The organism is Archangium violaceum (genome assembly GCF_016887565.1).
GTDB lineage: Bacteria > Myxococcota > Myxococcia > Myxococcales > Myxococcaceae > Archangium > Archangium violaceum_B.
Genome location: NZ_CP069396.1, coordinates 11,790,964 through 11,816,069, shown reverse-complemented (window position 1 = coordinate 11,816,069; position 25,106 = coordinate 11,790,964). Strand labels below are relative to the sequence as shown.

Here is a 25,106-nt window from a genome sequence, read left to right as displayed (position 1 = left end):
GGAGGCGCGGTGCGTGTCGGGTCGATGAGTCTCGCGGCGCGGTGGTGGTACGCCCTCAAGCCGGCCAGCTGGCCGAAGGTGTTCGTCCCGGCCCTGTTCGGCCAGGCCGTGGGCGCGGCCACCGCGGGCCGGCTGTCCGCGGGGGCGCTCCTCTTCGGCGCGGTGTGGATGCTCGCGGATGTCGCCTTCGTCGTGCTGCTCAACGACTGGGGAGACCGCGAGGTGGATGTCCTCAAGCGCCGGATGTTCCCCCAGGGCTGTTCGCCGAAGACGATCCCCGATGGCATCCTCTCCGCCGGGGCGGTGCTCGCGGCGGGACTGGGGGCGGGGGTCGTGGCGCTGCTCGTTGCGTGGGTGGCGGGGCTCGCCCTGGAGCGTCCGCTGTTGCCACACCTGGCGGCGCTGGGCCTGTTCGTCTTCGTCGCCTACACGTTGCCGCCGCTGCGGCTGAACTACCGGGGCGGCGGTGAGTTGCTGGAGATGGTGGGCGTGGGCGTCGTGCTCCCCGCGCTGCATGCCTATGCCCAGTGTGGCGAGTGGGCACCCGCATGGCTGGTGGCTCTGTCCCCGGGCATGCTGGCGCTGTCGCTGTCGAGCGCCCTGGCGAGTGGATTGTCCGACGAGGAGAGCGACCGGGCCGGAGGCAAGCGCACCTTCACCACGCTCCTGGGCAACGCGGTGGTCCGCGCGGGCTCGGAGGTGCTGCTGGCGCTGGGCGCGCTCCTCTGGCTCGTGGCGGCCTGTCTGACCGAGGACGCACCGCCGCCCGGTGCGGTGGTGCCGGCCGTGCTGCTCACGTTACTGTTCGGTGTGCGGTTGGTGCGGAGGAGTCCGGGCGCGGTGACGAATGCCTTCGGCGCGCAGTCGGCGTACAAGGCGGAGCTGCATCGCGCCATCTGGTGGGGCACGTTCACGCTGTCGGCGCTGGTGCTCGTCGCGAGCTGGAGAGGGCCTGGGTGAGAGGACTGCCGGAAGACATCCTCGCGGGACTCGAGCGGTTGGCGCCGCTGCTCGGCGGGGGCGCTTCGCTCGATCCCAGCCGTTCGCGCGCGCTCCTGCCCGTGGAGCTGGCGGCGAGGGTGATGGACGGCCTGGGTGACGTGGCGCGGACGCGAGCCTTCGCCGAGGGGCTGGGCGAGCTGGTGCGGGTCTTCGCGGAGGACTTCCCGGACAACATCTTCTGGGACCTCGACTACCTGGCCTGTTGCATGTGGAACGCCGGAGGGCCGGGAGAGATAGAGGGCTTCGCGCGCCGGGTGGTGGGGCTGTGCCGTGGTTTCGGCAACAAGTCGGAGCTGCGCTTCCGTTACGCCCACGACTTCCTGTACGGCTACGACTGGGCCCGCTGGGTGTCGCGCCAGCCCGAGGCGCGTGCGGCCATCGGTCCGTTCGACCTGGTGTTCTTCGACTACCTCGATGCCCGGCGCCAGACGTTGCTGGAGCTCATCGCCCGCAACGACGCCAAATACGGGCAGCTCCAGGGCCCGGAGTTCCGCAACCCCTTCTTCTTCTGTCGCGAGCCTCGCGAGGAGGCGCACCTGCACCAGGTGCTCGCCCAGGCGGACCTCATCCCCGTCAAGGCCTGGCGGCTCGATGGCGAGCGCCGCTGGGACCTCCCGTTCACCGATCTGCGCACCGAGGCCGCGCGGCGTCTGGGTCTCTCGCGGGATGCCACGTCGTGAGCCGGGCGTGGCTCCAGGCCTCGCGGTTGCCCTCGCAGTCGTACATCGCGCTCCCGTTGCTGCTCGGTCAGCTCGTCGCCGTGCGCATGCGGGGACAGCCGCTCGACCTCGGGACGCTGGTGGGTGTCCAGCTCTTCGGGCTGCTCGACCAGCTCTTCATCGTCTACGCCAACGACTGGGCGGACCAGGAGACCGACCGCCGCAACCGGACGCCCACCGTCTTCTCCGGCGGCTCCCGCGTGCTCGTCGAGGGCCGGCTCTCGCCGCGTGCGATCGGCACGGCCGCCCTGGTCTGCGCGGGCTCGCTGCTGGCCGTGTCGGTGGGGCTGGCGGTGGCCCGTGGCGCACCGCTGCTCGTGCCGCTGGCGGTGCTGGCGCTGGGGCTGCTGTGGGCCTACAGCTATCCGCCACTCCGGCTCTCCTATCGGGGCGGTGGTGAGGCGTTGCAGGCGGTGGGTGTCGCCGGGGTGTTGCCGCTCTATGGGTACCTCGCGCAGGGCGGAGCGCTCGGGAGCTTCCCCTGGGCGCTCGTCGCGCTCCTGCTGCCCACCCACCTGGCCTGTTCCATCGCCACCGCGCTCCCCGATGAGCCCTCGGACCGGGAGAGCGGCAAGCTCACGTTGCCAGCACGGATAGGCGGCGAGCGGGCCTCGTGGGGCATCCTGGCGCTCAACGGGCTCACGTTGGCGCTGGCCCCGTTCGGCATGGCGTCGGTGGGACTGAGCGCGGGGGCGTGGTGGCTCGTGCCCGCGCTGGCGGCGCTCGCGGTGCCGCTGGTGCGTCCCGCGCCTCCCGGCTCGAAGCGCGTCCAGGTCCGGGTCGCCGCCGCCATCACCGCCACCCTGGCGGCGGTCGCGCTCCCCCTCCTCCTGCTGGCGGCAAGCTGAGAGCTCCATGACGTACGAGTTCCTCGTCCTGGCGCTCCTGTTCCTGATTCCGGGGGCCCTCGTCTGGCTCGTGCGCGCGGACCTGCGCGGGTTGATGGGGCGGGTGGCGCTGTGCTCGCTCCCGTTCGCGGCGACCGAGTGGCTGTTCTATCCGGAGTACTGGGCCCCGCGGTTCCTGTTCGACCTGGCGGACCGGCTCGGCTTCGGCATCGAGGACGTGCTGTTCGTCGTCGGGCTCGGTGCCTTCTCGTGCAGTGCCTACGCGGTGGTGTTCCGCCGGACGGTGGTCTCCCAGAGCGGCGGCGTGAGGCCGTGGCCCCGGGCGGTGGGCGCCATCGTCCTCGTGCTGGCGGTGGCCGGGCTGTTGCTCGCCGTGGGCGTGCCCATCCTCTACGCCTCGGTGCTGGCGATGGTGGGGGTGGTGGTGGGCCTGCTGGTGACGCGCCCGGACCTGGTGGCGCCGAGCCTGTGGGGCGCACTGGTGTCGGCGGCCATCTACCTCGGGCTGTGCCTGGTCTTCGAGTGGCTCGTCCCCGGTGTCTTCGAGCGCACGTGGAGGCCGAGCCTCCTGCTGCGGGGCAGGTTGCTCGGCGTTCCACTCGATGAGCTGCTGTACGGGTGGGGCTCGGGGTTCGCGGCGACGGCCTTTCCGGCCTGGGCCTTCGGGCTGCGCTTCGTGCCGCTCACCGCGACGGACTCAAGGTAGCGCGTCCAGGGCCGCGAGGAGCCGGTCGACGTCCGCGAGGGTGTTGTAGTGCAGCAGCGAGACGCGCACCGCGCCCTCGGGCATGAGGCCCAGCGCCTGCATGGCCAGGGTGGCGTAGTAGTGGCCCGCGGCCACGCCCACTCCCCGCTGGGCGAGGTGCTCGGCCACCGCGCGCGGCGCGACTCCGGGCACGTTGAAGCAGAAGGTGGCCGTCCGACCCTTGGGCTCGGGGATGCCGTACAGCCGCACGCGCGGGTGGGCGCGCAGCCGCTCCAGCGCGGACTCCAGCAGCGGACGCTCCAGGGACTCGATGCGGCGATAGGCCTGCTCCAGTCCCGCGCGCCCGGGCTGCCCACCACCGAGCACCTCGCGCACGTAGCGCAGCGTGCCCAGCCAGCCCGCGAGGGCCTCGTGGTTGGCGGTGCCGGGCTCGAACTTCTGGGGGCTGTCGTCGGGGACGAACCAGAGCTTGTCCGCCGGCAGCCGGGGCAGCAGCTCGCGGCGCACGTACATGCAGCCCATGTGGGGTCCAAAGACCTTGTACGGCGAGAACACGGCGAAGTCCGCGTCCCAGCCCTTCATGTCGGGCAGCTGATGCGGGCTGGAGTGCACCGCGTCGATGATGCTCCACGCGCCCACGGAGTGGGCCAGCTCGGTGGCACCGGCCACATCCGGCATCGTGCCCACCGAGTTGGCGGCGGCCGTCACCGCGACCAGCCGGGTGCGCGAGGTGAGCAGCGAGCGCAGATCCGCGAGCTCCAGACGTCCCTCGGGCCAGTGCGCGCGCCACACCTTCACCACGGCGCCCTGGGCCTCCAGCCAGCGCCAGGGGCTGGCATTGGACTCGTGCTCGAGCTCCGAGACGATGACCTCGTCTCCGGGCTGGAAGAGCCGGGAGAAGGCGCGCGAGAGCTGGAAGGTGAGGGCGGTCGCGCTGGTGCCGAGCATGACCTCCTCGGGCTGACAGTGGAGGAACTCGGCGGTAGCGGCGCGGGCCTGGGCCTTCACCTCGGTGGCGCGCACGGAGGCCGCGTAGGGCTGGCCCACGTTGCAGCTGCCGCTGGTGAGGAACCCGGTGATGGCGTCGATGGTGTGCGAGGGCACCTGCGCACCGGCGGCGTTGTCGATGTAGCTGAAGCCCGACCGCAAGGCGGGAAAGTGCTCGGCGAAAGGGGAGGTCATGACGCACGAGAGCATAGCCTCGGGCGGGGGGCGCCGGTACGCTCCGCCGCCCTATGCGCGTCATCACTCAGCATGCGTTCGGTGGAGTCGAGCAGTTGGTGGAAGCGGACTGGCCCCTACCCGAGCCGGGCCCTGGAGAGGTGCGGGTGCGCATCCGGGCCGCGTCCTTCAATCCCATCGATCTCTACTTCCGCCAGGGAAGATTCGGCGGCCGGCTGCCGCAGGTCCTGGGGAGGGACCTCTCCGGCGTGGTGGATGCACTGGGCGAGGGGGTGAAGGGACTCGCCGTGGGGGACGCGGTGTATTGCTACCGGGCGGGACAGGGCAGCAATGGCTCTCACGCGGAGTACACCTGTGTGCCGGCGGTGCTGGTGGTCCCCAAGCCCGCGCGTCTGGGTTTCGCCGAGGCGGCCGCACTGCCCGTGGTGGCGCTCACGGCGTGGCAGTCCATCACCCGGGCACGCGTCCAGCGCGGCGAGGCGGTCTTCGTCGCCGGAGGCGCGGGCGGCGTGGGTTCCATGGCGCTCCAACTGTTGCGCCACCTGGGAGCCCACCCCCTCCTGACCACGGCCGGGAGCGACACGAGCGCCGACTACCTGGTGCGCCAGCTCGGCGTGGAGCCCGGCCACATCCTCCGCTACCGCGGGCTGTCACGTGAGCGGTTGCTCTCGGAGCTGCTGGCGATGAACGGCGGGCGGCCCGTGCCCGTGGCCCTGGACTTCGTCGGCGGCACCATGAAGGAGCTGTGCTTCGACGCGGCGGCGGTGGAGGGGCGCGTGGTGTCCATCGTGGAGGAGCCGGCGGACTCCCCCATCAACCTCTGGGACGAGACGCGCAGTCCGCTCATCCTCCGCTCGCTGGAGTTCCACTTCGTCCAGCTCGGCGCGCGGGCCCGTTACGCTCCGCGCGAGACGTGGAGCCTCTACCGCGAGCAACTCGAGACGCTCTCCCGGCTCATCGAGGAGGGCGTCCTGAATCCACCCGCGGTGCGTTCCGTGGGCCCGCTGTCGGCGGCCTCCGTGCGCGAGGCCCACCGGTTGCTCGAGGAGGGCCGCGTGCAGGGGAAGCTCGTCGTGGAATGCGGCTGAGCTTCCCGCGTCTGTCTTTTAGGGCACTGCTGGAAAAGTGCAGCGAGGGCGTCAGTGCAACGAGGTGCCGGCCTCGTCGAGGTTCACCTTCTCGTTGTCGCCCGGACGGTACGGCTCGCCGGTGATGACGCCCTTCACGAAGCCCACCAGCTGCACCATGCGGCTGTTGGGAGTGTCCCAGTACTCGGCTTTGTTCACTTGGACACAGATGAGGGCGAGCTCGGGGTCATCGAGCCCCTCGGGGAACCAGGCCTTGAGGGTGGGGTTCCACAGCTCGCGGGCCTTCTCCTTGTCGAGCACCAGACGGGCCAGCCCGCTCACCGACACGTAGCGGTCCCGTCCCGGCTCCGAGTACGAGAGGTTGACGTGATGGTCCCGCTCCACCGCGTCCACCTTGGGCGAGTGCTCGCGGGTGAAGAACCACAGCTCTCCATCGAAGTCCCGGTCGTGGGTCCACATGGGGCGGCTGCGCAGGGTGCCGTCCTCCTCGACCGTCGTCATCATCGCGACCTTGATGCCGCGGATGAGCTCGCTCAAGTGCGCGATGGGATTCTTCTTCTCCGTCTTCTTCGTGGCCATTCCTGCCTCCCGAGCGCTCACGGTAAGCAGGGAGGAAGAAGGTGACAGGCGCGTGGATGTCGCTCCCTCGCCCGCACGCCAGGTGGGCCTTGCCGTGAGGGGCTTCACGAGACGGGTGTTGCTCGCCAGGCAACTATCGAACCGTGAGCGTGGCGTTCTCCACATTTGAGAAAGCGTTACCGGATTGCTCTTGTACGCGGAGTATTGGAGCCTTCGCCCCTGTCGTGTGTCCGCGAGGGCTCGCTCTCGGCGTCGCTGTGCAGGCGGGCAGGCCCTATGTACGCTGTGATGACTGTTCATCGCGGTTTACGCCGAACTCTTCGAACAGGGGGAACAGTAATGGCTGGCATCCTGGGCATCGAGGGCCTGTCTACGGCACAGGTCCAGGAAGAGCTGCAACGTGGAGGAAGGTTCGTCGTCTTCGAGTACTGCGTGTCCTTCTTCGTCACGACAACGCGGCGCTCCTCCGACGTCTACTTCGTCCGCGCGGGACAGGGCACGTTTGGCCTGAGTCTCGGCTACACACTGCTGTCACTGCTGCTCGGCTGGTGGGGCCTGCCGTGGGGGTTCGTCTACACACCCCTGGTGCTGGCCACCAACCTGTTGGGGGGCAGGGACGTGACGGAGATGGTGGTGCCCTCGCTGCTCGCGCCCCGGTACGACCCGCACCTGGGTTGTTAGCTCCTCCGCGCGCGCTCACATCACCGCTTCCCACGAGAAGTGGGACATGAAGATGGAGCGCCGGCCGAGGTGGTAGGTGAGCGCGAAGTCCGCGTAGTCGTACGCGCCCGGCCTGGGGAGCTGGAAGCTCCGGCCCGCGGAGAGCTGAGCACACGAGGCCACCAGGGCCATGTGTGTGAAGGCCTGGGGGAAGTTGCCCATCGCCTCGCCCGTGCCCGGCACCGCCTCCTCCGCGTAGAGGCCCACGTCATTGGCCAGGCTCAGCAGGTGTCGCAGCAATTCCTCCGCTTCCTGCGTCCTCCCCGAGTGCACCAGCACGTCATGCAGCCAGAAGGAGCACAGCAGGAAGGTTGCCTCCCCGCCGCGCAGTCCATCCGGAGCGTGGTAGCGGAAGAGCAGCCCGTCCCGCTCCAACAACCGGCGCACCTTCTCCACCGTGCGGCTCACCAGCGGGTGGGCCGACGGGAGGAAGCCGAGCGCGGGAAGCTGCAGCACCGACGCATCCGCCCTGTCCGAGCCCACCGCCTGGGAGAACCACCCATCGCGCCCGCCCTCGCGCAGCAGATACTCGCGCAGCAGCGTGCGCTCGCGCGACCAGCGCCCCACCGCCGCCGGCAACCGCCGCGCCCGCGCGATGCGCAGCCCCCGGTCCAGCGCCACCCAGCACAACAGCTTCGAGTGGATGAAGTGCCGGGGCTCGTCGCGGATCTCCCACAGGCCCTGATCCGGCTGGCGCCAGCGCTCGCACACGCCGTCCACCAGCCCGCGCAGGAAGTCCCACGTCTCCGCCGTCATCCGCCCGCCCATCTTCGAGAAGAGCCACGCCCCCTCGAGCATCTCCCCGAAGACGTCGAGCTGCAGCTGCTTCACCGCTCCGTTGCCCACGCGCACGGGCCGTGCGCCCTGGTGGCCTTCCAGGTGGGGCAGCTCCACCTCCGGAAGCCGCCGGTGGCCACGGATGCCGTACATGATTTGAACGTCCTCGGGGCGGCCCGCGCTGGTGCGCCCCAACCAGTGCCGGAAGGCGACCGTCTCCTCCCGGTAGCCCAGGAGCATCAGGGAGATGAGCGTGAGCGTCGTGTCCCGCAGCCAGGTGTAGCGGTAGTCCCAGTTGCGCTCGCCGCCCGGCTCCTCGGGCAGGGACGTGGTGGGGGCCGCGATGATGGCGCCCGAGGGCGCGTACGTGAGCGCCTTGAGCACCAGCGCCGAGCGGCGCACCGCCTGCGTGTACTCGCCCTCGTAGGCGCAGTGGGAGATCCACTCGCGCCAGAAGGTCACGGTCTCCTCCAGCCGCCGGCGCATCGCGTTCTGGTCCGGCATGTCCTCCAGGGCGCGCTGGACGAGCGAGGGCGTCCACGCCGCCTCCACCCAGGCCTCGTCTCCGGGCCGCAGGCGCCAGCGGGCGCGCAGGGCGTTCTCGTGCGCGGAGAGCGGGCGCGTGGCCGTCACCCAGAGCGCGTCCGCGCCCCCCACCAGCTCCGCCGTCCGCGGCGAGGTGAGGCGGATGTGTGGCACGAAGGCCCCGTACTCGAAGCGCGGCGCCACCACCACGCGGGCCGTCACCTCGCCACCGACGCAGCGCAGCCGGCGCAGCAGCGAGTGCCGCGTCCCCACGCGCGAGCTGCGCGCCAGCGCCAGGCGCACGGGCATGCAGTCCGTCACCTCCAGCACTCCGGTGGGCGTGGTGAAGGTGGTGATGAGCACATTGGTGTCGTCGAGGTACCGGCGTCTGGATTGATAGGGACCCTCGGGGCTCACCCGGAAGGAGCCACCCTGGCGCATGTCGAGGATGCGGCAGAACACCGCGGCGGAGTCGAACCGGGGGAAGCAGGCCCAGTCGATGGAGCCATCACGGCCCACCAGCGCCGCGGAATGGCAGTCGCCCAGCAAGGCGTAGTCGTCGATGCGCTGCCGCATTCCAGCCCCCGAGGCCCCTCCACGGCCTGGGGCCTCCACCGTGATTGAGTACGGCCGGGAGCCGTTGCAACAAGGAGGCGGGCGAGCGTGCGCCACCGTGTTCAGTCATGGGCCTGCGCGAGCAGCCGGCGCGTGGCGTCGTGCCGGGGGGCATCGAGCACCTGCTGGGGTGGGCCCTGCTCCACGAGGTGGCCATGGTCCAGCACCAGCACCACCTCCGAGGCCCGCGCGAGCGCCACGTCGTGCGTCACCACGAGCTGGGTCATTCCCAGCGAGCCCACCCGGCGCAGCGTCTCCACCACCTCGCGGCGCAGGGACGGGTCCAGCGCGCTCGTCGGCTCGTCGTAGAGCAGCACCGCCGGCTCCATGGCCAGCGCCCGCGCGATGGCCACCCGCTGCCGCTGCCCTCCGGAGAGCATGTCCGGATAGGCGTCCAGCCGGTGTGTCAGCCCGAGCGCCTCCAGCAACTGGCGCGCCCTCGCCTCCGCGTCGGCTCGCGAGCGCTTCGCCACCAGCCGTTGCGCCAGCACGCAGTTGTCCAGCGTGGTCAGGTGAGGGAACAGCTCGAAGGACTGGAATACCAACCCCGCCTGTCCGCCCAGGTGGATGGTGCCCGAGTCGGGCCGCTCCAGGCCCACGATGCAGCGCAGCAGCGTGGACTTGCCCGAGCCGCTCGGTCCGAGGATGGCCGCCAGCCTGCCGGTCTCCAACGTGAAGGACACGCCGTCCAGCGTGGGCGCGGCCGCGCCGGGGAAGCGCTTGCGCACGTCCTCGACGCGGATCATCGCGCCACCGCCTTCAGGTGCCGGCCGAGCCGGGCCTCCACCGTGCGCGCCAGGTGCGCGAAGGGCAGGCCGAGCAGCAGGTAGATGGCGGCCACCAGGAGGCCGAGGCCCAGGTGGTCTCGCATGGCGTTGGCCAGGTTGAGGTAGGTGCGCGTGAGCTCGGTGAGCGTCACCAGCGACACCAGTGAGCTGTCCTTGAGCAGCGCGATGAAGTCGTTCGTCATCGGCGGCAGGGAGATGCGCATGGCCTGGGGGAACACGACGTGCCGCAAGGTCTGCCACCGCGTGAGGCCGAGCACCCTGGCCGCCTCGTGCTGGCCCGCGGGCACGCTGGAGATTCCAGCGCGGTAGTTCTCCGCCTCGGCCGCCGCGTAGTTGAGCCCCAGCGTCAGCACGCCCGCGGTGAGCGGATTCAACCGCAGCCCGAGCTGTGGCAGTCCGAAGTACACCAGGGTGAGCTGCACCAGCAGCGGCGTGCCGCGCACCACCTCGATGTAGGCCATGGCCAACCAGCGCAGGGGGAGGGGGCCGAAGACGCGCATCACCGCCAGCACCACGCCCGTCGCCACGGCCAGGGCCATGGACAGCAGCGACACCCCCAGCGTCATCAGCGCTCCCCGGGCGAACAGCGCCAGCGTGGCCGGGTAGCGCTCCTTCACGCGCTCGAGGAAGGGCGGCACCTTGCCCACCGCGGCCCGCCATGCGTCGTACTGCTCCGGCACGCCGCTCGGGCTCGGGTTCGGGTCGCCCAGCAGTGCCGCCGTCTCGGGGTTCCACAGGCCCCACCGCTCGTAGATGGACCGCAGCGTGCCGTCGCGCGCCAGCTCGTCCAGCGCCTCGTCGATGGCCCGCAGCAGGTCTTCTTCTCCCAGCCGCACCGCCACCGCGTAGCGCACCTCGCCGAAGGAGCCCGGTGCCACCTCCAGGTCCGGCTCGATGGTGCCGTAGTACCGGGTGATGGGCTCGTCGAGCAGCACCGCGTCCGTACGGCCCAGCTTCAGGTCCGCGAAGATCTCATCCTGGCCACCCTCATAGGTCCTCACCTGCGCGCCCTCGCGGCGGAGGATGCGCTCGGCGAGCGAGCCGGGCAGCGTACCGACGGGACGGCCCTTCACCTGGGACAGCACGTGGGGCGCGTGGGGGTCTCCCCGGCGCACGGTGAGCCGCTCTCCGGCGGAGTAGTAGGGCCGCGAGAGGAGGCAGACGCGCTTCTTCTCCTCGGCCACCTCGATGCCGTTGAGCGCCACGTCGAAGTCGCCGCGCGCCAGCAGCTCCAGCAGCGAGTCCCACGGGCCGAGCACCGGACGCGCTCTCACACCGAGCTTCTCGGCGAGGGCGTTGGCCAGGTCCACCTCGAAGCCGATGAGCCGGTTGGGGTCCATCGGGTCCTGGAAGACGTAGGGCGCACCGCCTTGCGCGTCGGCCCCCCACAACAGCTCTCCACGGGCCTGCACCGCCGCGAGCCCCTGGGGCTCGGTGGACGAGGCTTCCCGCGCGAGGGCGGGGAGACAGCAGAGGACGAGGCCGACGAGCAGGATTCGGGTCAGTGGTGGGTCCCTCCCAGGGTGAAGAGAGGGACGCAGTCTAGCGTCCCGCGGTGCGGGGTGACTACTGGGTGAGTACCGTGGCCATGCGCCGGTCATTGCTCCGGCGCATCATCCGCGGGCAGGAGGTGGCAGCACCAGATGTCTCCCGAGCACGCGGTGACGCGCCGCTCGCCGTCCGCGCACGTTGCGGTGGGCTTGCAATACCTGCCATCAAGGGAGGGGAGCTCTTCTCCATCGATGACATCATCGGGAGCGTGGCGCGACTCCTGGCGGCGCTCGTCCACCGCGCACGCGGCGATGAGTCTACAGGTCCCATCGTCAATGGAGGCAGGCCAGGGGCCATCAATGAAATCCTCGGGAGCGTAGCGATCCTGCGCGAGGTCTTCAGTGTAGAGCAGCAGCGTGGCATCGAGTGCCCCAGGGGACGCGCAGCGCTGTACCTTGCCCCAGGGTCTGAATTCGAGCACCTCGAACTCCGGGAAGGAGGCACACTCGGAGAACTCACGCAGCTTGCCTGTGAAGCGCCCTCGAATTCTATAGCGGCCATGCTCCCAGACATTGCGCCGGAGCCGCTCCCGCGGCCGGTTCGCGCCCACGGGGAAGACACGTTGGAAAGGGCCTGATTCTGACCGAGCCATGGCCAACAGGTCCACATCGCAGTCCGAAGTTCGCTCGGCGAAGTATTCCGGCTCCGTCTGTGGCACGTTGGACCGGGTGGGCGCTGGTTTGGCGGGCGCGAGATGATAGATGATCACGAGCCCGAGCCCGAGTAGGACCGCTGCGGCCATATACAGGCGTCCCCTCATCAGTCTACCTGCTCTCCCGTCTTGGAAAGGAGGACCCGCGGAACTCCTGCATTGGAGTATTGGTACCACCGCGCCCCCGAGCTGAGTGTCACTCTGCTCGCCGTGTCGTGGAAACAGAATCAGGTTCTGTTAGGAGCCGGGGTCCGACGCTCCCTCCACACCAGGGGCGTGAGGGCACCCATCAGCACGAACAGCACCTGAATCACGTGGGCGATCAGCGCGATGGACATGGCCTTGGCCGCGGTGGTGCCGAAGGCCTTGGCCGACAGCGCGAAGGCCCCGTCGCTCACCCCGAACTGCCCTGGTACCAGCGTGCCCACCGCCAGCGCCACCAGGTTGAGCCCCTGCGCGACGAGCGCCCCCACCACCGTCACGTCGATGCCCACCGCCATCGCCAGAATGCCGTACTGCACCACCTGCAGCACCCGGCCGAGCAGGGTGGCCAGGATGGGCCGGGCCGGCAGCAGCGCGCAGCTCCGCGCCGACTCCTGGAAGACCTCCGTATGCGGGGCGATGCGATGGAAGCGGCGCTTCAGCCACGCACCGAGCCTGTGCGCCCTCATTCCCGCGCGCATGCTCGCGCCCACGAGCACCAGCACCACCATGTGCACCCCGAGCGCCAGCGTCAGCCACGAGGGGCCCGTCATCACGTACGCGGCCAGCGCGCACGGGATGGAGATGAGGCCCGTGGAGACCAGCGCGGCCGCCTGCGACGTGGCCGCCGCCGCCATCGCCGTGGCGCCTCCCGTGTACGGGCTGACCAGCGCCGCCTTCGTCGCCTCGCCCGCCACCCGTCCCGCTGGCGCCAGCGTCGCCACCACCGTGCTGATGAGCTGCGCGCGCAGCATGGAGCGGAAGGGCACCTGCTGTGCTCGGCTGCCATACGCCACCCACGTGGCCAGCGCGTCCAGCGACAGGCGCGCCACCTCGAGCGCGAACACCAGCGGCAACCAGGGCGCGGCCCGCGACAGCACCCGCCGCAGCTCCCCGGCCCCCACGTCCCGGACGAGCAGGACGAGCATGCCCAGCCCTACCACCGCGAACGCCGGGCGTAGCACCGCCTGCACGCGCGCCCGTGCCGGCCTGGGCACCGCCGTGGGGCGGCTCAGGGCCGGCAACCGTTCCGCGGCCCGTGTCGTCAGGGGAATGCTCGCCGGAGTTCCCAGGCTCAGCTCATGTCGCTCGCTCCCCATGGCCCGCCCTCCTTTCTTCCGCGCGCTCAGATGCTCTGGCGAAGGTGGGCAGTGCCCGGCCGTATGGCGAGCGCGGTACTTGCTCGCTCCTTTGGCTTGCGTGGGGCCCGGAGCCACGTTCGGGGCCGGACAGCGCCTCGTACCGGAGGCCGGGTGGGATGTCGGGTTTCCAGCGCCGTCCCCATCATCCCGAGGCGAACGCGCGGCCCCACCGGGCACCGGAACGTGATAGGGGCACGCGCCCTGCCCGCGGAAAGTCCCCGGGATGGATGGCGGGCCCCCGTGGCCCGAGGAGACGGACGGCGATGCTGAAGACGGCGATGAACGAGTGGGCCCTCAAGGCGATCCAACTGGAGACGGCGCTGATGGCGCTGGACGAGGCCGGGCTGCCCTCGAACATGAAGGCGCTCCAGGAGAAGGCCGAGCAGTCCATGCGGGACCTGGTGAAGGGCTGGCACGCGCAGAAGCCCAAGGCCGACGAGCGCAAGTGGAAGGTGGAGGAGAAGGCGGGTGGTGCGCCCCAGGACGAGGAACTCGTCGAGGTGACGTCCCACCTGAAGGAGGAGGGCATGGAGTGGACCGTGTACCGGGCCACCAGCGACAAGGGCGACACGGTGGAGACGGTCGTCTCCGAGGACCGGGCGTGGATGACGGCGGGCGGCGAGTACTACCTGGGCCAGTGGGACGAGGACGACAAGGTGGTCGACGTGGGCCGTGACGACGAGGAGGGCGAGCTGGGCACCGGCCTCGTCTTCTCGCTCACCGGCGAGCTCGTCTTCGAGTCCGAGCTCGAGGACTGAGCCTCGCGCCGCTACAGGCCGAGGTACTCCACCATGCGGGCCCGGGTCTTCGTGTCGGGCAGGCGCCCGGTGCCCGCGCGCAGGTTGTCCTCGAGGTGTCGCGGGTTGCTCGTGGCCGGGATGGGGCACGTCACCGCCGGGTGCCCGAGGATGTATTTGAGGAAGAATTCCGCCCAGCTCTTGCAGTCGAAGTCGGCGGCCCACGGGGGCAGCGACTTGCCCTTCACCCGCCGGAAGAGGTCCCCGCTCTCGAAGGGGCGCATCACCAGCACCGCGGTGCCGTGCTCGGCGGCCGCGGGCAGCAGCCGCTCCTCCGCGTCGCGCATCGCAATGGAGTAGGGCAGCTGCACGAAGTCCAGTGACTCCTCGCGGATGAGCTTCTCCAGGTCGTCGAAGGCGCTCCGCAGGTAGTGGGTGACACCGAGGTAGCGGATGCGCCCGGTGGACTTCCACTCGCGCAGGGTGGGCAGGTGGGTGCGCCAGTCCACGAGGTTGTGCACCTGCATCAGGTCCAGCTGCCCGTGGCCCATCTTGCGCAGCGAGTCACGCATCTGCGTCTGGCCGGCCTCCTGGCCCGAGGTCCACACCTTGGTGGCCAGGAAGGGGGTGCGCTCCTCCCCGAGCTCCCGCAACAGGTCCCCCACCACCTGCTCGGCGCGGCCGTACATGGGGGAGGAGTCGATGACCCGGGCGCCGGCCGCGAGGAAGCGTTTGAGGACCGCCTTCTGCTCCTTGCGCTCGGCGGGGGAGGGCCCCACGTCGAAGGTCTGCCACGTTCCGAGGCCGATGACGGGCAGCTTCTCGCCGCTCTTGGGAATGGTGCGCGTCAGCATGGAGGGCAGCGTACCGGTTCCCGCCGGACGGTGGGCCCCGGAAGAAAGGTGAGCGGGGCAGGTGACACTTTCGCCGGGCACCGGTTTTCCAGTGCCCGGATGGGGCGGTGGGGCCCCGATGGCAGGAAGGGTTACACGATGAAGCTCGAGGTCTCGGTGTGCGCGGGAGTGATGGCGGCGATGGTGGGGTTCTCGGCGGGCGCCGAACAGCCGGAGCCCGCGCCGCTGCCCGCGACGGTGGAGGCCTCCCAGCAGGCCCCGGCGCAGGACGTCCACATGCCCGTGAATCTCTCCATCCTGCCCGGCATCAGCACCAACGGGTTCACGAGCGGCAACGTGGTGAACAACCTCTCCATTGGATTGCTCGCCACCCACGCGGGCCGGGTGGACGGTCTGGCCACGTCCATCGTGGGCAACTGGGTGGACCGGGAGCTGCGGGGCGCCGAGTTCGCGGTGGTCGCCAACTACGCCGGCCAGGTGAAGGGGGCGCAGGCCTCGGTGATCACCAATGTGGCCGGGGGGTCGATGCGGGGCCTGCAGGCGGTCGTGGGCGTCAACGTCGCGGCCGGCGAGATGGTGGGCGCGCAGCTCTCCAGCGGCGTCAACATCGCGTCGGGTGAGACGCGCGGCCTTCAGGCGGCGGTGGGTCTCAACATCGCCCCGGCCATGACGGGCATGCAGCTGTCCACGGGGGTGAGCCTCGCGCGGAGCCTCGATGGCGTCCAGCTCTCCCTCCTCAACGTGGGCGGGGACGTGAACGGGGCGCAGGTGGGCCTCGTCAACATCGCACGGCGGATGAAGGGCCTGCAGCTGGGCCTCCTCAACGTGGCTGGAGAGGCGGAGGGCGCTCCCATCGGCCTGCTGAGCATCGTGGGCAATGGCCAGTTCCACCTGCAGGCCTGGGCCAGCGACGTCATGCTGACGAACGTGGCGCTGAAGATCGGCGGCAAGAACGTCCACACCCTCCTCACGGTGGGGATGGAGCCCGGCCGCGAGGGCCAGCAGCGCCGCTGGTCGGCGGGTCTCGGGCTGGGGGGCCACATCCCCTTCGGAGGCTTCTTCGTCGACGTGGATGCCATCGCCTCCTCCCTGCGCGAGGGCAACTTCCTCGGTTCGAGCAATGACCTGCTGGCGCAGCTGCGGTTGGTGGGCGGTTGGCAGCTGGCCTCGCACCTGGCGGTCTTCGGCGGGGTGACGGCCAATACCCTCATCTCCTTCCAGGGCGAGGGGCTGAAGGAGATGGATCGTTTCGGCCTGGGCCGGGTCTACGGGTCGGAAGACACGAGCGTGCGGCTGTGGCCGGGCCTCGTCGCTGGCATCCAGATCTGAGCCCACCTGTGAGGCAACCAGGCCCCCGCCCTCCTCTCGGAGGTACGGCCGGGCTCCTCGGGGTGGGGGTGGTGCCCGGCGTGACGGTACCTAGTTTCCAGATGCGTGCCCGGCACGGGACCAACAGTAGGAGTCCGGTGCGGGACGGGGTGGGTACCGGTTGGGTGGGTGTGGGGTAGGTGTGCCCCGTGTCGGACGCGCTCCTTTTCCGCTGAGCCCGGGTGACGATTCGTATGCGTGCCATGGTGCTTCCCGCTCCCGGGCAGCCGCTCCGGTTGGAGGAGCGACCCATTCCGGAGCCGGGTCCCGAGCAGCTCCTGCTGAGAGTCCATGCGTGCGCGGTGTGCCGCACGGACGTGCACGTGACGGATGGCGAGCTGACGCGCCCCAAGCTGCCGCTGGTGCTGGGGCACGAGATCATCGGCAGGGTGGTGAAGGCGGGTGAGCACGCGCGAATCTTCGCTCCAGGTACCCGGGTGGGCGTGCCGTGGCTGGGGTGGAGTGACGGGACGTGTCACTACTGCCTGTCGGGCCGGGAGAACCTCTGCGACAACGCCCGCTTCACCGGCTATCAGATCGACGGCGGTTACGCCGACTACGCCGTGGCGGACCACCGCTTCTGCTTTCCCATCCCCGAGGGCTACCCGGACCTGCAGGCGGCACCGCTGTTGTGCGCGGGGCTCATCGGCTACCGCTGCCTGCGCATGGCTGGCAACGCCGAGCGGCTGGGCCTGTACGGCTTCGGCGCGGCGGCGCACGTCATCATCCAGGTGGCTCGCTACCAGGGCCGGCGGGTGTTCGGCTTCACGCGCCCGGGAGACGTGGCGGCGCAGGACTTCGCGCTGCGGTTGGGGGCCGAGTGGGCGGGGGACTCGGACGTGCCGCCGCCCGTGCAGCTGGACGCCGCCATCCTCTTCGCGCCCGTGGGGAGCCTGGTCCCCGCCGCGCTGGCCTCCGTGGTGAAGGGTGGCACCGTGGTGTGCGGGGGCATCCACATGAGCGACATCCCCGCGTTCCCCTACTCACTGCTGTGGGGGGAGCGCACCGTGCGCTCGGTGGCCAACCTCACGCGGCAGGACGGGCTGGACTTCCTCGCGCTCGCGCCCCGGGTGCCGGTGCACACCGAGGTGCAAGCCTTCCCCCTCGAGGCCGCCAACGAGGCGCTGGCGGCGCTGCGAGAGGGACGGGTACGCGGCGCGGCGGTGCTGGACATGGGCATCTCCGCCCCCGCCCTGGGCCGGTGAGCCCGACTACCCTCCCACGCCCAGCGACTCGTGCATGTGCAGGAAGTACCACCGGTGAGCGCGCTTGCGCAGGACGCAGGTGGCCCGGGTGATGTCGTCGGAGTGCTGGCCGTTGGCCGTCTCGGACACCCAGCGGTAGTTGCAGATGGCGTAGGCGAGGTCACCGCTCAGGAAGCGCACGACCGGAGCCAGCATGTCGGTATGGGTCATCACGTGCCCCGCGATGGCCTGGACGAAGTACTGCCTCAGGGCATCGCGTCCGAGGATGGGCGAGGTGTGCTCGACGGGCTCGTAGGTCATCTCCTCCGCGGCGGAGGGATCCCACAGCTGCATCACCGCGTCCATGCTTCCGGCGAGCCACGCCTCCGAGAAGCCCTTCAGGGTTGCCTTGATGACCTGTTCTTCGTTGTCGCGCTTCATTTGCATCCCCCTCGAAGAGGCCCCGCCAGGCAGTGCCTGCTTCCAGTCAACCGTGTGCGCCGGGGCTTCGTGGCCTCGGTGTATCCCAATATGACGGCCACGCCGTCCCGGCGCTGTGAATCCTTTCACGTTCGACGAGTGAGGCGTTTCACATGTCTTGTGATGCCTTCGATGACCGTCTTGGCTGTGTTCTTCAACTATACAGTGTCACCACCATTGTCGAGGCTGAGCGTGCCTGTGAAGGCGATGACCGTGTCGGGTGTTCCCGACGGAATCCCAGACGCGCCGCTTCGAGCTGGAGATGCCATTGCCATTGATTGCCACCACGGTGAGTGTCACCTGGCCGCACAGCGAGAAGCTCTGACCTCGCGTCGGCGTGGAGCGCCGGCCGCTGAAAGTGGCTGGCGTACTCGTCAGGGGAGGTCGCGGACAGCGGGCGAGTCCGCAGGGGCTTGCCTCCAAGGGGATGGGCAAGCACGCGCTCGCTTACTGACCGAGAACGCTGAGGGTACCCAATTTTGACATTTATGGAATTCTGGCGTGTCGAACAGCTCCTGGGCCTCCGACTCGCGGGAAGTTGCGCAGACCGGACGTCCAGACTATCTGGTCTAACCAGGAGGTTCGTTCTCCTGGTCTGGCCATCGGGCCCGAGGTTCACACCGCCATGCCCCGTCCGCGTTTCGAGAAGCTTCCCCCCGAGCGCCGCGCCCACATCCTGGAGGTGGCGGCGCGCGAGTTCGGCGCGCTCGGCTACGAGGGGGCGTCGCTCAACCGCATCCTGGAGAAGGCGGAGCTGAGCAAGGGCGCGGCCTACTACTACTTCGACGACAAGGCGGACCTGTTCCTCGCGGTGGTCCAGCACAGCATGGAGCAGCTGATGCTCGTGGCCCAGCTGCGGCCGGAAGAGCTGCGCGCGGACACCTTCTGGGACGTCGCGCGCGCCACCTACCGGCGCCAGTTCCTCATCTTCCGCCAGCATCCATGGCTCATGGGTGTGGCGCGCGCGGTGTGGACGCTGCCGGCGCAGCTGCGCGAGGGAGGACCGCTAGCGGTCCTCTTCGAGCAGGGCCAGTCCGTCTCGCGAGCGATCCTCGAGCGAGGCCGCGAGCTGGGCGTCGTGCGCGACGACGTGCCCGTGGAGCTGCTCGTGGAGTGGGTGGGCGCCATCGATGGCACTGGAGACAGGTGGCTGCTCGCGAACTGGGAGCGGCTCGATGACGAGGCCCTGCAGCGGCACGCGGACCTCGTCGTGGATGGCTTTCGCCGGCTGCTCACGCCGGCCCAACCGGGAGGGAAGTCATGAAGCGGGTTCTCATCGTCGGAGCGGGACCGGCGGGCGCCGCCCTGGCCTACATCCTCGCCAGCCGGGGCGTGCCGGTGCACCTGCTGGAGCGCCAGCGGGACTTCTCGCGCGAGTTCCGTGGCGAGGGCTTCCAGCCGAGCGGCCGGGACGTGCTGCACCAGATGGGGTTGGGCGCGCGCTTCGAGGCGCTGCCGTCGGTGCGGCTGGCGAGTCTCGCGGTGTGGAGGGGCTCGCGGCGGCTGGTGTCGGTGGACGTGCCCGAGTCGGCCCGCGACAACGTGGCGCGCATCGTGAGCCAGCCGGCGCTGCTGGAGATGCTGGTGGAGGAGGCGGGGCGCTTCCCGCACTTCCGCCTGGAGCGGGGCGTGGCGGTGCGGGACGTGGTGCGCGAGGGCGGGCGCGTGGTGGGCGTGCGCGTGGAGCGGGACGGGCACGAGGAGGAGCTGCGAGCGGACTTCATCATCGGCACGGACGGGCGCAACTCGGTGCTGCGCCGCAAGGCGGACCTGCACGAGGAGCGCGTGCCCCAGTCCTTCGACATCCTGTGGTGCAAGGTGCCGCTTCCTCCCTCGTGGCGGCCGGGCCACTCGGAGATCTACGCCACCGTGGGCGGTGCATGCCTGTCCTTCCCCTCCTATGACGGGACGCTGCAGCTGGGCTGGAGCATGGGGAAGGGCCAGTTCAAGCAACTGCGCGGCAGGGGCGTGGATGCGTGGATGGAGGAGCTGGCCCGGGCGGTGCGGCCGGAGCTGGCCGAGCACGTCCTCGCGCACCGGGAGCAGGTGAGCCATCCGTTCCTCCTGGATGTCATCTGCGACCGGCTGGTGCGCTGGACGGCACCAGGGTTGCTGCTCATCGGGGACGCGGCGCACCCCATGTCGCCCGTGGGCGGGCAGGGGGTGAACGTGGCGCTGCGCGATGCACTGGTGGCCGCCAACCACCTGTTCCCGGTGCTCGCCGCGGACGGCTCCCCCGAGGCGCTGGATGCCGCGGCCGCGCGCGTCCAGGCGGAGCGGTTGCCCGAGGTGACCGACATCCAGAGTATCCAGACGCGGCAAGCGCGCTTCCTGAGTGGGACAGGGCTGTTGCCGCGGCTGCTGATGGCCTCCCTGCCGCTGCTGGGGAAGCTGGGCGTCCTGCGTGACTTCGCCATTGCCGGGGACCGGCGCTTCCAGGGCGTGCTGAGGCCCCTGCGGCTCGCGGTCTGAGCCCCCTCTCCCTCTCCCTCCCCCTCTCCCTCTGGGAGAGGGTCGGGGTGAGGGTATCCGCCTCCGTTCTATTTCCCTGGCTCCTCGTCCTTGCGCGCGGGCGCGTGGCCATCGGGGGAGAGCCGGGCCACCTGCTCCTTGCTCTCGTTCCAGGCGTCCTCCTCGTCGTGGGCGTGCACCTCCGCGGCGGCCTCATCGTCCTGCTTGCTCGCCCAGGTGGTGTGGCCCCCGGCGAAGCCCTCGAGCGGGCGTGGGCCCCGCTGCGACTCCACCTCCAGGTCCTTGGCCTCCAGCTCGCGCAACCGCTCCCGCTCCTGCTGCCGTTCGCGCTGATGCAGCTTCTCGATGGGATCGTCGGACATCGGGTGTCTCCTTTGCCCGAAGGTGCGAACGGTGCTCCAGGGCGTCAGCGGGCGAAGACAGGCCCTCGGGGGCTCGGGTGCCCGGCCGCCGGGTAATGAGACAGCATCCTTGCGAGGCCGGTTCATCCCCCGGAAGCTGCGCGCCATGAAGACACTCCACCGCTCGTACATCCTGTTGCTGCTGGGCGCGGTGCTCGCCGGTTGCACCGTCGCCCGCGTCCATGTGCCACCGCCCACGGGGGACGAGGTCACCCTGCTGGTTCCGGGCTATCACGGCAGCTTCCTCGTCACCGAGGGCCCGGAGCCCGAGCGGGCCTGGATCTCGGTGGGACAGGCGTTCTCGCGCGGAGAGCGCACGCTCGCCCTTCCCTTCCCCGGACAGCGCCCCGTGCCTGTCTATGGGCCCCTGCGCCCGGATGGCCCGCTCACCCAGCTCTCGGCGGTCTTCGTGTCGGTGGACGCGTACCGCACGTTCATGGAGTTCAGCCGCGACCACCTGCCGGGCTTCGTTCCGTTCTCCTATGACTGGCGGCGGGACGTGCGCGAGAGCGCGGGCCAGCTGTGCGCGCGCATCGAGCAGCTCGTGGCGGAAGGGGGAGGGCGGCGCAAGGTGAACATCGTGGCCCACAGCATGGGCGGGCTGGTGACGATGCACTGTCTGCTCCACGGAGGCGCGCAGGCGGGCGAGCGCCCCTGGGCCGGTGCCGAGCACGTGAAGCGCGTGGTGATTCTCGGTACCCCGTTCACCGGCGGTCCGGGCATCTTCGATGACCTGCTGGTGGGCACGGAGACGATGCGCAACCGCGCGCTGCTCGCGCCCGAGGCGATGTTCACCTTCGCCTCGGCCTTCCAGCTGCTGCCCTGGCGCAGTGACTTCTTCGTGGACGCGGAGGGCGGGCCCGTCGAGCTGGATGCCTTCGATCCGGCCGTCTGGTTGAAGCAGGGCTGGGGCCTGTTCGCGGACCCCGCGCTGCGCGAGAACGAGGCCTACCGCGCGCAGCTCGTCCGCATGCTGGACGCGCACCGGGAGCTGACCGAGGCGCTCGCGCTGAAGCCCGGGTTGCCTCCGGCTCCCTTCGAGATGCTCGTGGTGGTGGGCAAGGGGCGGCCCACGGTGAGCGGCGTGCGGGTGGTGGATGGGAAGCTCGACCTGGAGCACCCGCCGCGCGCGGACGGGGACGGGTCCGTGCTGGCCTCGCGCGCCTTGCCCGTAGGGTCCATTCCCTTCCGCCACCTGGACAGCCCGGCCGAGCACCTGGCGCTCATGTCGGACCCCGAGGTGCTCCAGTCCGTGGAGCGCTTCCTCCGAGGCGAGACGGTGGGGACGGCGCGGTAGTAGCGGCTCGGGTCATGCTCGGCCGGGTACCCGTTGGAAGTGAGCCGGGGCTGCGGGTGGCCCCGGGCCTCCCCACGGTGCTCCGCTTCGACGCGCAGGTGGCGCACGCCGAGGTGGAAGGAGATGGTTGGTTGTCATGCATCCGAGAGTCACCCACGTTCTTTGCCTGCTGCTGGTGGTGGTGTCGCTGTCGGCCCGAGCAGCCCCGCCCGATACGGGAGCGCGGCTCTCGGTGTTGGAGCCGGTGGGGGTGAGCGAGTACCTCGGCGGACAGGGGCGCGGGCTGAAGCTCACCTTCAAGAAGCTCAGGCCCAACCCAGCCCTGGCGCTGTTCTCGTGGGAGGAAGCGAGAGCGGTGGTGGCGGCGCTGGAGCCGCCATCCGCCAGGGGTGTGGTGATGGCGGGCTGGCTGGCCGAGCCACCGCCCCGCGCGGACCTGGAGAGGAGGGTGCGAGAGGCATACGAGATGCTGTACGGGCCCGCCCAGGTGTCACTGCCGGACTCGCTGGAGAGCGCGAAGTGGTTTCAGGCCCTGGCGCTCTCGCCGCGTTACATGGGAGAGGGGGCGAGAGAGGCGGCGGCGGAGATGTTCAGCTCGCGCGCGGTGCTGCTATCGGTGGGCATGTCGATGGTGCTCTACATGGTGGCGTGGGCGGCGCCCGAGCCGGTTTTCTCAAAGGCCTTCGCCACGGCGGTGACGATAGGGCTGATGCTGACGTACACGGCGACGGAGCTCTACAACGTGGGGCTGGCGTGCCTGCGCCTGTAGCAGGAGGCGGAGGCGGCCAGGACTCAGGAGCAGTTGGAAGCGGTGGCCGAGCGGTTTGGGAAGGCGATGGGGGGAGTGGGGCTGAGGGTGCTGGTGACGCTGGCGGGGGCGAGGCTGGCCAGGGCGTTGCCGGAGGTGCCAGGAGGAGGGCTGTGGGGGAGGCTGTCACCGCCCCGATTCAGTCTGGCGGGAGGAGGAGGGAGGGGAAGGTTGATGGTGGGAGAGGGAGCGCGGGCGCAGGTGAGCGTGGCGGACGGCACGGTGGTGCTGATGGGGGTGACGGCGAACACGACGGCCGCGGCGGTGGCGTCAGCGGCGGCAGCGACCCGGACGACAGGGGCGTGTGACGAGTCGAAGCAGAGTGACAACCAGGCCCACCATCTGTGCACGAACAAGAATGACACGTCGGAAGCCAACGGTGGCCCCTGGACGCCTGAGTTCGAGTCTCTCTTCGCGCGGGCGGGGATGAGTCTCGACGACCCGGCGAACATCGTCTACTTGCGAGACCACAAGGGGCCCCATCCCGAGGAGTACCACAGTCAGATCTTCGAGCGATTGAACAAGGCGCTTGGGACTTGTAGAACTCGGGCCGAGTGCCGAGCCAGGCTTGTGGAAGAACTCGACAAGATTGCAGGGGAGGTATGTACGCCAGGCTCCACGCTCAACAAGCTCGCCACGAGGAGGCCATGACGGCGCAAGCAAGATATTACAAGCTATACGATGATAAATACATTCCAGGGCGTTGGCACCTGCGGATGCCTCTAGGAACAGAGGATGAGGTGTTCGACACCTGGCGGTTCCACGAGGGACGGGCCCTGGATATCAAGGAACCCATTTGCTTATCCGTGAAACCCGCGGGTGTTGCGCTCGAATTCTCTCATTCCATGGGGATTCCCATCGTCAACCGTCGTGTCGTTTCTCTCTTCGAGCGTCTGGGGATTGAGGAGGAGGTGCAGTTCGTCCCCGTTGAGGTGGAGGGCCAGTCGGAGCCCTGGTTCATCCTCAATGCCTTGCAAGTCATCCGATGTATCGATGATGCCCGGTGTGAGGAGGTGCTCTACTGGAGGCCAGAGGATGGCGAGCCGGAGAGGGTAGGTGAATACCGGAACGTGGCGGGCATGAAGATAGATCCGACGAAGGTTGGGGACGCCAGCATCTTCCGTCCCTGGGGCTGGCTGGTGGTCCTCATCGTCTCCGAGCGTGTCAAGCTGGCCATGGAGCAAGAGGGCATTACAGGCATCAAATTCATCGAGGTCTGATGGCCTGCCGTGCGCTCACCCCGCGGGGCTGGCTCCAGGGGCCTCGGCAGCCTCCTCCTCCGGCGGCAACACGTAGGGCCCGAGCGTGTCGCGGTACTCGCGCAGCAGGGCCTCCGGGGCGTGCACCCTCCGGCCGGTGAGCATCGTCTGCAGCATCATCGCGTTGACCACGCCCTTGCCCCGCACGTGGTTGTTGGTGACCACGTACACGTCACTCACCCGCGGGTGCGCCGCTATCTCCTGCGTGCGCGCGGCCCAGGGCTTCAGCTCCTTCGCCGTGTACAGATAGTCGTAGCGCTCCAGCGCGCTCGCCGTCTTGCGGAACCAGTTGCGGTAGTTGCGCCCGTGCACCCGCACGTAGCCCACCGACGAGGTCACCCGCGCGCTCGGCCCCAGTGAGTTCTGGAAGAGCGGTTGGTCGATGTTCACGAAACCCACTCCGCGCTCGGCCAGCTCCGCGAAGACGTCCGGCTCGTTCCAGGACTCGTGCCGCACCTCCAACGCCAACGGCCAGTCCGAGAACTCGGACACCAGCGCGTCCAGCCAGTCCCGGTTCTCCTCGTCGTTGCGGAACGACCAGGGGAACTGCACCAGCACCGCTCCCAGTCTGCCGGCCTCGTGGATGGCATCCAGCCCCTCGCGCGTCTGCCGCACCTCGTCGGCCGTCCACGCCTCGCCGCGCTCGTGGGTGAAGCGCCGCCACAGCTTCGCCGTGAAGCGGAAGTCCGGGTTGAAGTCCGTGCGCTCCACCCAGAGCTCCGCGTTGCGCCGGCTGATGGGCCCGTAGAAACTGGTGTTCAGCTCCAGCGCGTCGAAGTACCTCGCCAGGAAGGCCAGCGGGTCGAACCCCTTCGGCTTCGGCTTCGGGTACACCACCCCCGCCCAGTCATCGTAGCTCCATCCCGCCGGTCCGATGCGAATCACGCGTGCACCTCCGACAGGTGACGATGGGCACCCCTTCGCCGCGCCGCAGCACGCGCCTGCCCGGCTGCTCCGCCCGACGGGAAGCCCTCCCGTGTGGCGTCTTCGACTCCCCGTGCGGGTCCGATGGGGCCCGGCACCTGTTTCCGCAAAGGCTGCGCTCCCACCCGGGGGCACCGCAAAGGCTGCGTCACTCACGGGGCCCAACCCCTGGCCCTCCGAGGGAAGGAGCGTTGGCGCTCCGTATGCAATGGAGAGAGGTCGTCACG

24 protein-coding genes and 1 pseudogene are annotated in these 25,106 nt (G+C 69.8%); 14 read left to right on the top strand and 11 right to left on the bottom strand.

The features are described from left to right. Positions 1-9: 9 nt before the first annotated feature. Genes JRI60_RS47075 through JRI60_RS47060 form a run of 4 tightly spaced genes read left to right on the top strand, consistent with a single transcriptional unit; the run spans position 10 to position 3,275 of the window. Positions 10-960 (top strand): prenyltransferase, encoded by a 951-nt coding sequence (locus JRI60_RS47075; protein ID WP_204222620.1) that lies wholly within the window; start codon positions 10-12, stop codon positions 958-960. Continuing rightward, positions 957-1,682 (top strand): ferrochelatase, encoded by a 726-nt coding sequence (locus JRI60_RS47070; RefSeq protein WP_204222619.1) that lies wholly within the window; start codon positions 957-959, stop codon positions 1,680-1,682. The genes JRI60_RS47075 and JRI60_RS47070 overlap by 4 nt, the downstream gene beginning before the upstream one ends. Next, a complete protein-coding gene (locus JRI60_RS47065; RefSeq protein WP_239470140.1) occupies positions 1,679-2,569 on the top strand; it encodes a prenyltransferase in 891 nt (296 codons plus the stop codon). Before JRI60_RS47070 ends, JRI60_RS47065 begins: the two co-directional genes overlap by 4 nt. Positions 2,570-2,576: 7 nt before the next feature. Beyond that, the gene (locus JRI60_RS47060; RefSeq protein WP_204222618.1) at positions 2,577-3,275 is read left to right on the top strand and encodes a lycopene cyclase domain-containing protein; all 699 of its coding nucleotides are present in this window, start codon (positions 2,577-2,579) and stop codon (positions 3,273-3,275) included. On the opposite strand, the gene JRI60_RS47055 is transcribed toward JRI60_RS47060, so the two are convergent. Next, on the bottom strand, positions 3,267-4,457 hold the full coding sequence (locus tag JRI60_RS47055; protein WP_204222617.1) for a cysteine desulfurase-like protein: 1,191 nt from the start codon (positions 4,455-4,457) through the stop codon (positions 3,267-3,269). The two genes, JRI60_RS47060 and JRI60_RS47055, sit on opposite strands and share 9 nt — an antisense overlap. Positions 4,458-4,510: 53 nt before the next feature. Here JRI60_RS47055 and JRI60_RS47050 point away from each other — a divergent pair, with 53 nt between their 5' ends. Then, entirely contained in the window at positions 4,511-5,545 is a 1,035-nt protein-coding gene (locus JRI60_RS47050; RefSeq protein ID WP_204222616.1) for a quinone oxidoreductase family protein, read from the top strand. Between the two features lie 51 nt (positions 5,546-5,596). Here the strand turns inward: JRI60_RS47050 and JRI60_RS47045 are convergent, their stop codons facing one another. Continuing rightward, positions 5,597-6,124 (bottom strand): pyridoxamine 5'-phosphate oxidase family protein, encoded by a 528-nt coding sequence (locus JRI60_RS47045; RefSeq protein WP_204222615.1) that lies wholly within the window; start codon positions 6,122-6,124, stop codon positions 5,597-5,599. A gap of 339 nt (positions 6,125-6,463) precedes the next feature. Between JRI60_RS47045 and JRI60_RS47040 the strand changes: the two genes are divergently transcribed. Next, positions 6,464-6,805 (top strand): hypothetical protein, encoded by a 342-nt coding sequence (locus JRI60_RS47040; protein WP_204222614.1) that lies wholly within the window; start codon positions 6,464-6,466, stop codon positions 6,803-6,805. A gap of 15 nt (positions 6,806-6,820) precedes the next feature. Here JRI60_RS47040 and JRI60_RS47035 read toward each other — a convergent pair whose 3' ends face one another. The 5 genes from JRI60_RS47035 to JRI60_RS47015 form a co-directional block, all read right to left on the bottom strand. Then, complete coding sequence (locus tag JRI60_RS47035; protein WP_204222613.1) at positions 6,821-8,722, bottom strand: glycoside hydrolase family 15 protein; 1,902 nt, start codon at positions 8,720-8,722, stop codon at positions 6,821-6,823. Between the two features lie 101 nt (positions 8,723-8,823). Then, entirely contained in the window at positions 8,824-9,507 is a 684-nt protein-coding gene (locus tag JRI60_RS47030; protein ID WP_204222612.1) for an amino acid ABC transporter ATP-binding protein, read from the bottom strand. Next, positions 9,504-10,961, bottom strand: coding sequence for an ABC transporter substrate-binding protein/permease (locus tag JRI60_RS47025; protein ID WP_204222611.1), 1,458 nt, complete (start codon positions 10,959-10,961; stop codon positions 9,504-9,506). Before JRI60_RS47025 ends, JRI60_RS47030 begins: the two co-directional genes overlap by 4 nt. Positions 10,962-11,146: 185 nt before the next feature. After that, positions 11,147-11,842, bottom strand: a complete 696-nt coding sequence (locus JRI60_RS47020) for a hypothetical protein (protein WP_204222610.1) — start codon at positions 11,840-11,842, stop codon at positions 11,147-11,149. A gap of 137 nt (positions 11,843-11,979) precedes the next feature. Further along, on the bottom strand, positions 11,980-13,053 hold the full coding sequence (locus JRI60_RS47015; RefSeq protein ID WP_204222609.1) for a lysylphosphatidylglycerol synthase transmembrane domain-containing protein: 1,074 nt from the start codon (positions 13,051-13,053) through the stop codon (positions 11,980-11,982). A 305-nt stretch (positions 13,054-13,358) separates the two neighbouring features. Here JRI60_RS47015 and JRI60_RS47010 point away from each other — a divergent pair, with 305 nt between their 5' ends. Further along, positions 13,359-13,853, top strand: coding sequence for a hypothetical protein (locus tag JRI60_RS47010; RefSeq protein ID WP_204222608.1), 495 nt, complete (start codon positions 13,359-13,361; stop codon positions 13,851-13,853). Positions 13,854-13,864: 11 nt separating this feature from the next. Here the strand turns inward: JRI60_RS47010 and JRI60_RS47005 are convergent, their stop codons facing one another. Beyond that, complete coding sequence (locus tag JRI60_RS47005; protein ID WP_204222607.1) at positions 13,865-14,686, bottom strand: aldo/keto reductase; 822 nt, start codon at positions 14,684-14,686, stop codon at positions 13,865-13,867. A gap of 138 nt (positions 14,687-14,824) precedes the next feature. On the opposite strand from JRI60_RS47005, the gene JRI60_RS47000 reads away from it, so the two are divergent. After that, on the top strand, positions 14,825-16,015 hold the full coding sequence (locus tag JRI60_RS47000; protein WP_204222606.1) for an LA_2272 family surface repeat-containing protein: 1,191 nt from the start codon (positions 14,825-14,827) through the stop codon (positions 16,013-16,015). Positions 16,016-16,248: 233 nt separating this feature from the next. Then, positions 16,249-17,259 (top strand): zinc-dependent alcohol dehydrogenase family protein, encoded by a 1,011-nt coding sequence (locus tag JRI60_RS46995; protein WP_204229399.1) that lies wholly within the window; start codon positions 16,249-16,251, stop codon positions 17,257-17,259. 6 nt (positions 17,260-17,265) lie between these two features. Here JRI60_RS46995 and JRI60_RS46990 read toward each other — a convergent pair whose 3' ends face one another. Further along, the gene (locus JRI60_RS46990) at positions 17,266-17,679 is read right to left on the bottom strand and encodes a YybH family protein (RefSeq protein WP_204222605.1); all 414 of its coding nucleotides are present in this window, start codon (positions 17,677-17,679) and stop codon (positions 17,266-17,268) included. A 664-nt stretch (positions 17,680-18,343) separates the two neighbouring features. On the opposite strand from JRI60_RS46990, the gene JRI60_RS46985 reads away from it, so the two are divergent. Both JRI60_RS46985 and JRI60_RS46980 read left to right on the top strand, forming a co-directional pair. Further along, positions 18,344-18,982: a TetR/AcrR family transcriptional regulator gene (locus tag JRI60_RS46985; protein WP_204222604.1), complete on the top strand. Its 639-nt coding sequence runs from the start codon at positions 18,344-18,346 to the stop codon at positions 18,980-18,982. Then, positions 18,979-20,190, top strand: coding sequence for an FAD-dependent monooxygenase (locus JRI60_RS46980; RefSeq protein ID WP_204222603.1), 1,212 nt, complete (start codon positions 18,979-18,981; stop codon positions 20,188-20,190). The genes JRI60_RS46985 and JRI60_RS46980 overlap by 4 nt, the downstream gene beginning before the upstream one ends. Before the next feature lie 68 nt (positions 20,191-20,258). Here JRI60_RS46980 and JRI60_RS46975 read toward each other — a convergent pair whose 3' ends face one another. Continuing rightward, positions 20,259-20,552 carry a hypothetical protein gene (locus JRI60_RS46975; RefSeq protein ID WP_204222602.1) on the bottom strand — a complete coding sequence of 98 codons (294 nt, stop codon included), beginning with the start codon at positions 20,550-20,552 and terminating at the stop codon, positions 20,259-20,261. A 145-nt stretch (positions 20,553-20,697) separates the two neighbouring features. On the opposite strand from JRI60_RS46975, the gene JRI60_RS46970 reads away from it, so the two are divergent. The 3 genes and pseudogenes from JRI60_RS46970 (at position 20,698) to JRI60_RS46960 (ending at position 23,916) form a co-directional block, all read left to right on the top strand. Then, entirely contained in the window at positions 20,698-21,888 is a 1,191-nt protein-coding gene (locus JRI60_RS46970) for a lipase family alpha/beta hydrolase (RefSeq protein ID WP_204222601.1), read from the top strand. A gap of 136 nt (positions 21,889-22,024) precedes the next feature. Then, positions 22,025-23,347 (top strand): annotated as a pseudogene (locus tag JRI60_RS55255) (AHH domain-containing protein). Beyond that, positions 23,344-23,916 carry an imm11 family protein gene (locus JRI60_RS46960; protein WP_239470137.1) on the top strand — a complete coding sequence of 191 codons (573 nt, stop codon included), beginning with the start codon at positions 23,344-23,346 and terminating at the stop codon, positions 23,914-23,916. Before JRI60_RS55255 ends, JRI60_RS46960 begins: the two are co-directional and overlap by 4 nt. Before the next feature lie 15 nt (positions 23,917-23,931). Here JRI60_RS46960 and JRI60_RS46955 read toward each other — a convergent pair whose 3' ends face one another. Then, a complete protein-coding gene (locus JRI60_RS46955; protein WP_204222600.1) occupies positions 23,932-24,840 on the bottom strand; it encodes a DUF72 domain-containing protein in 909 nt (302 codons plus the stop codon). Positions 24,841-25,106: the final 266 nt, after the last annotated feature.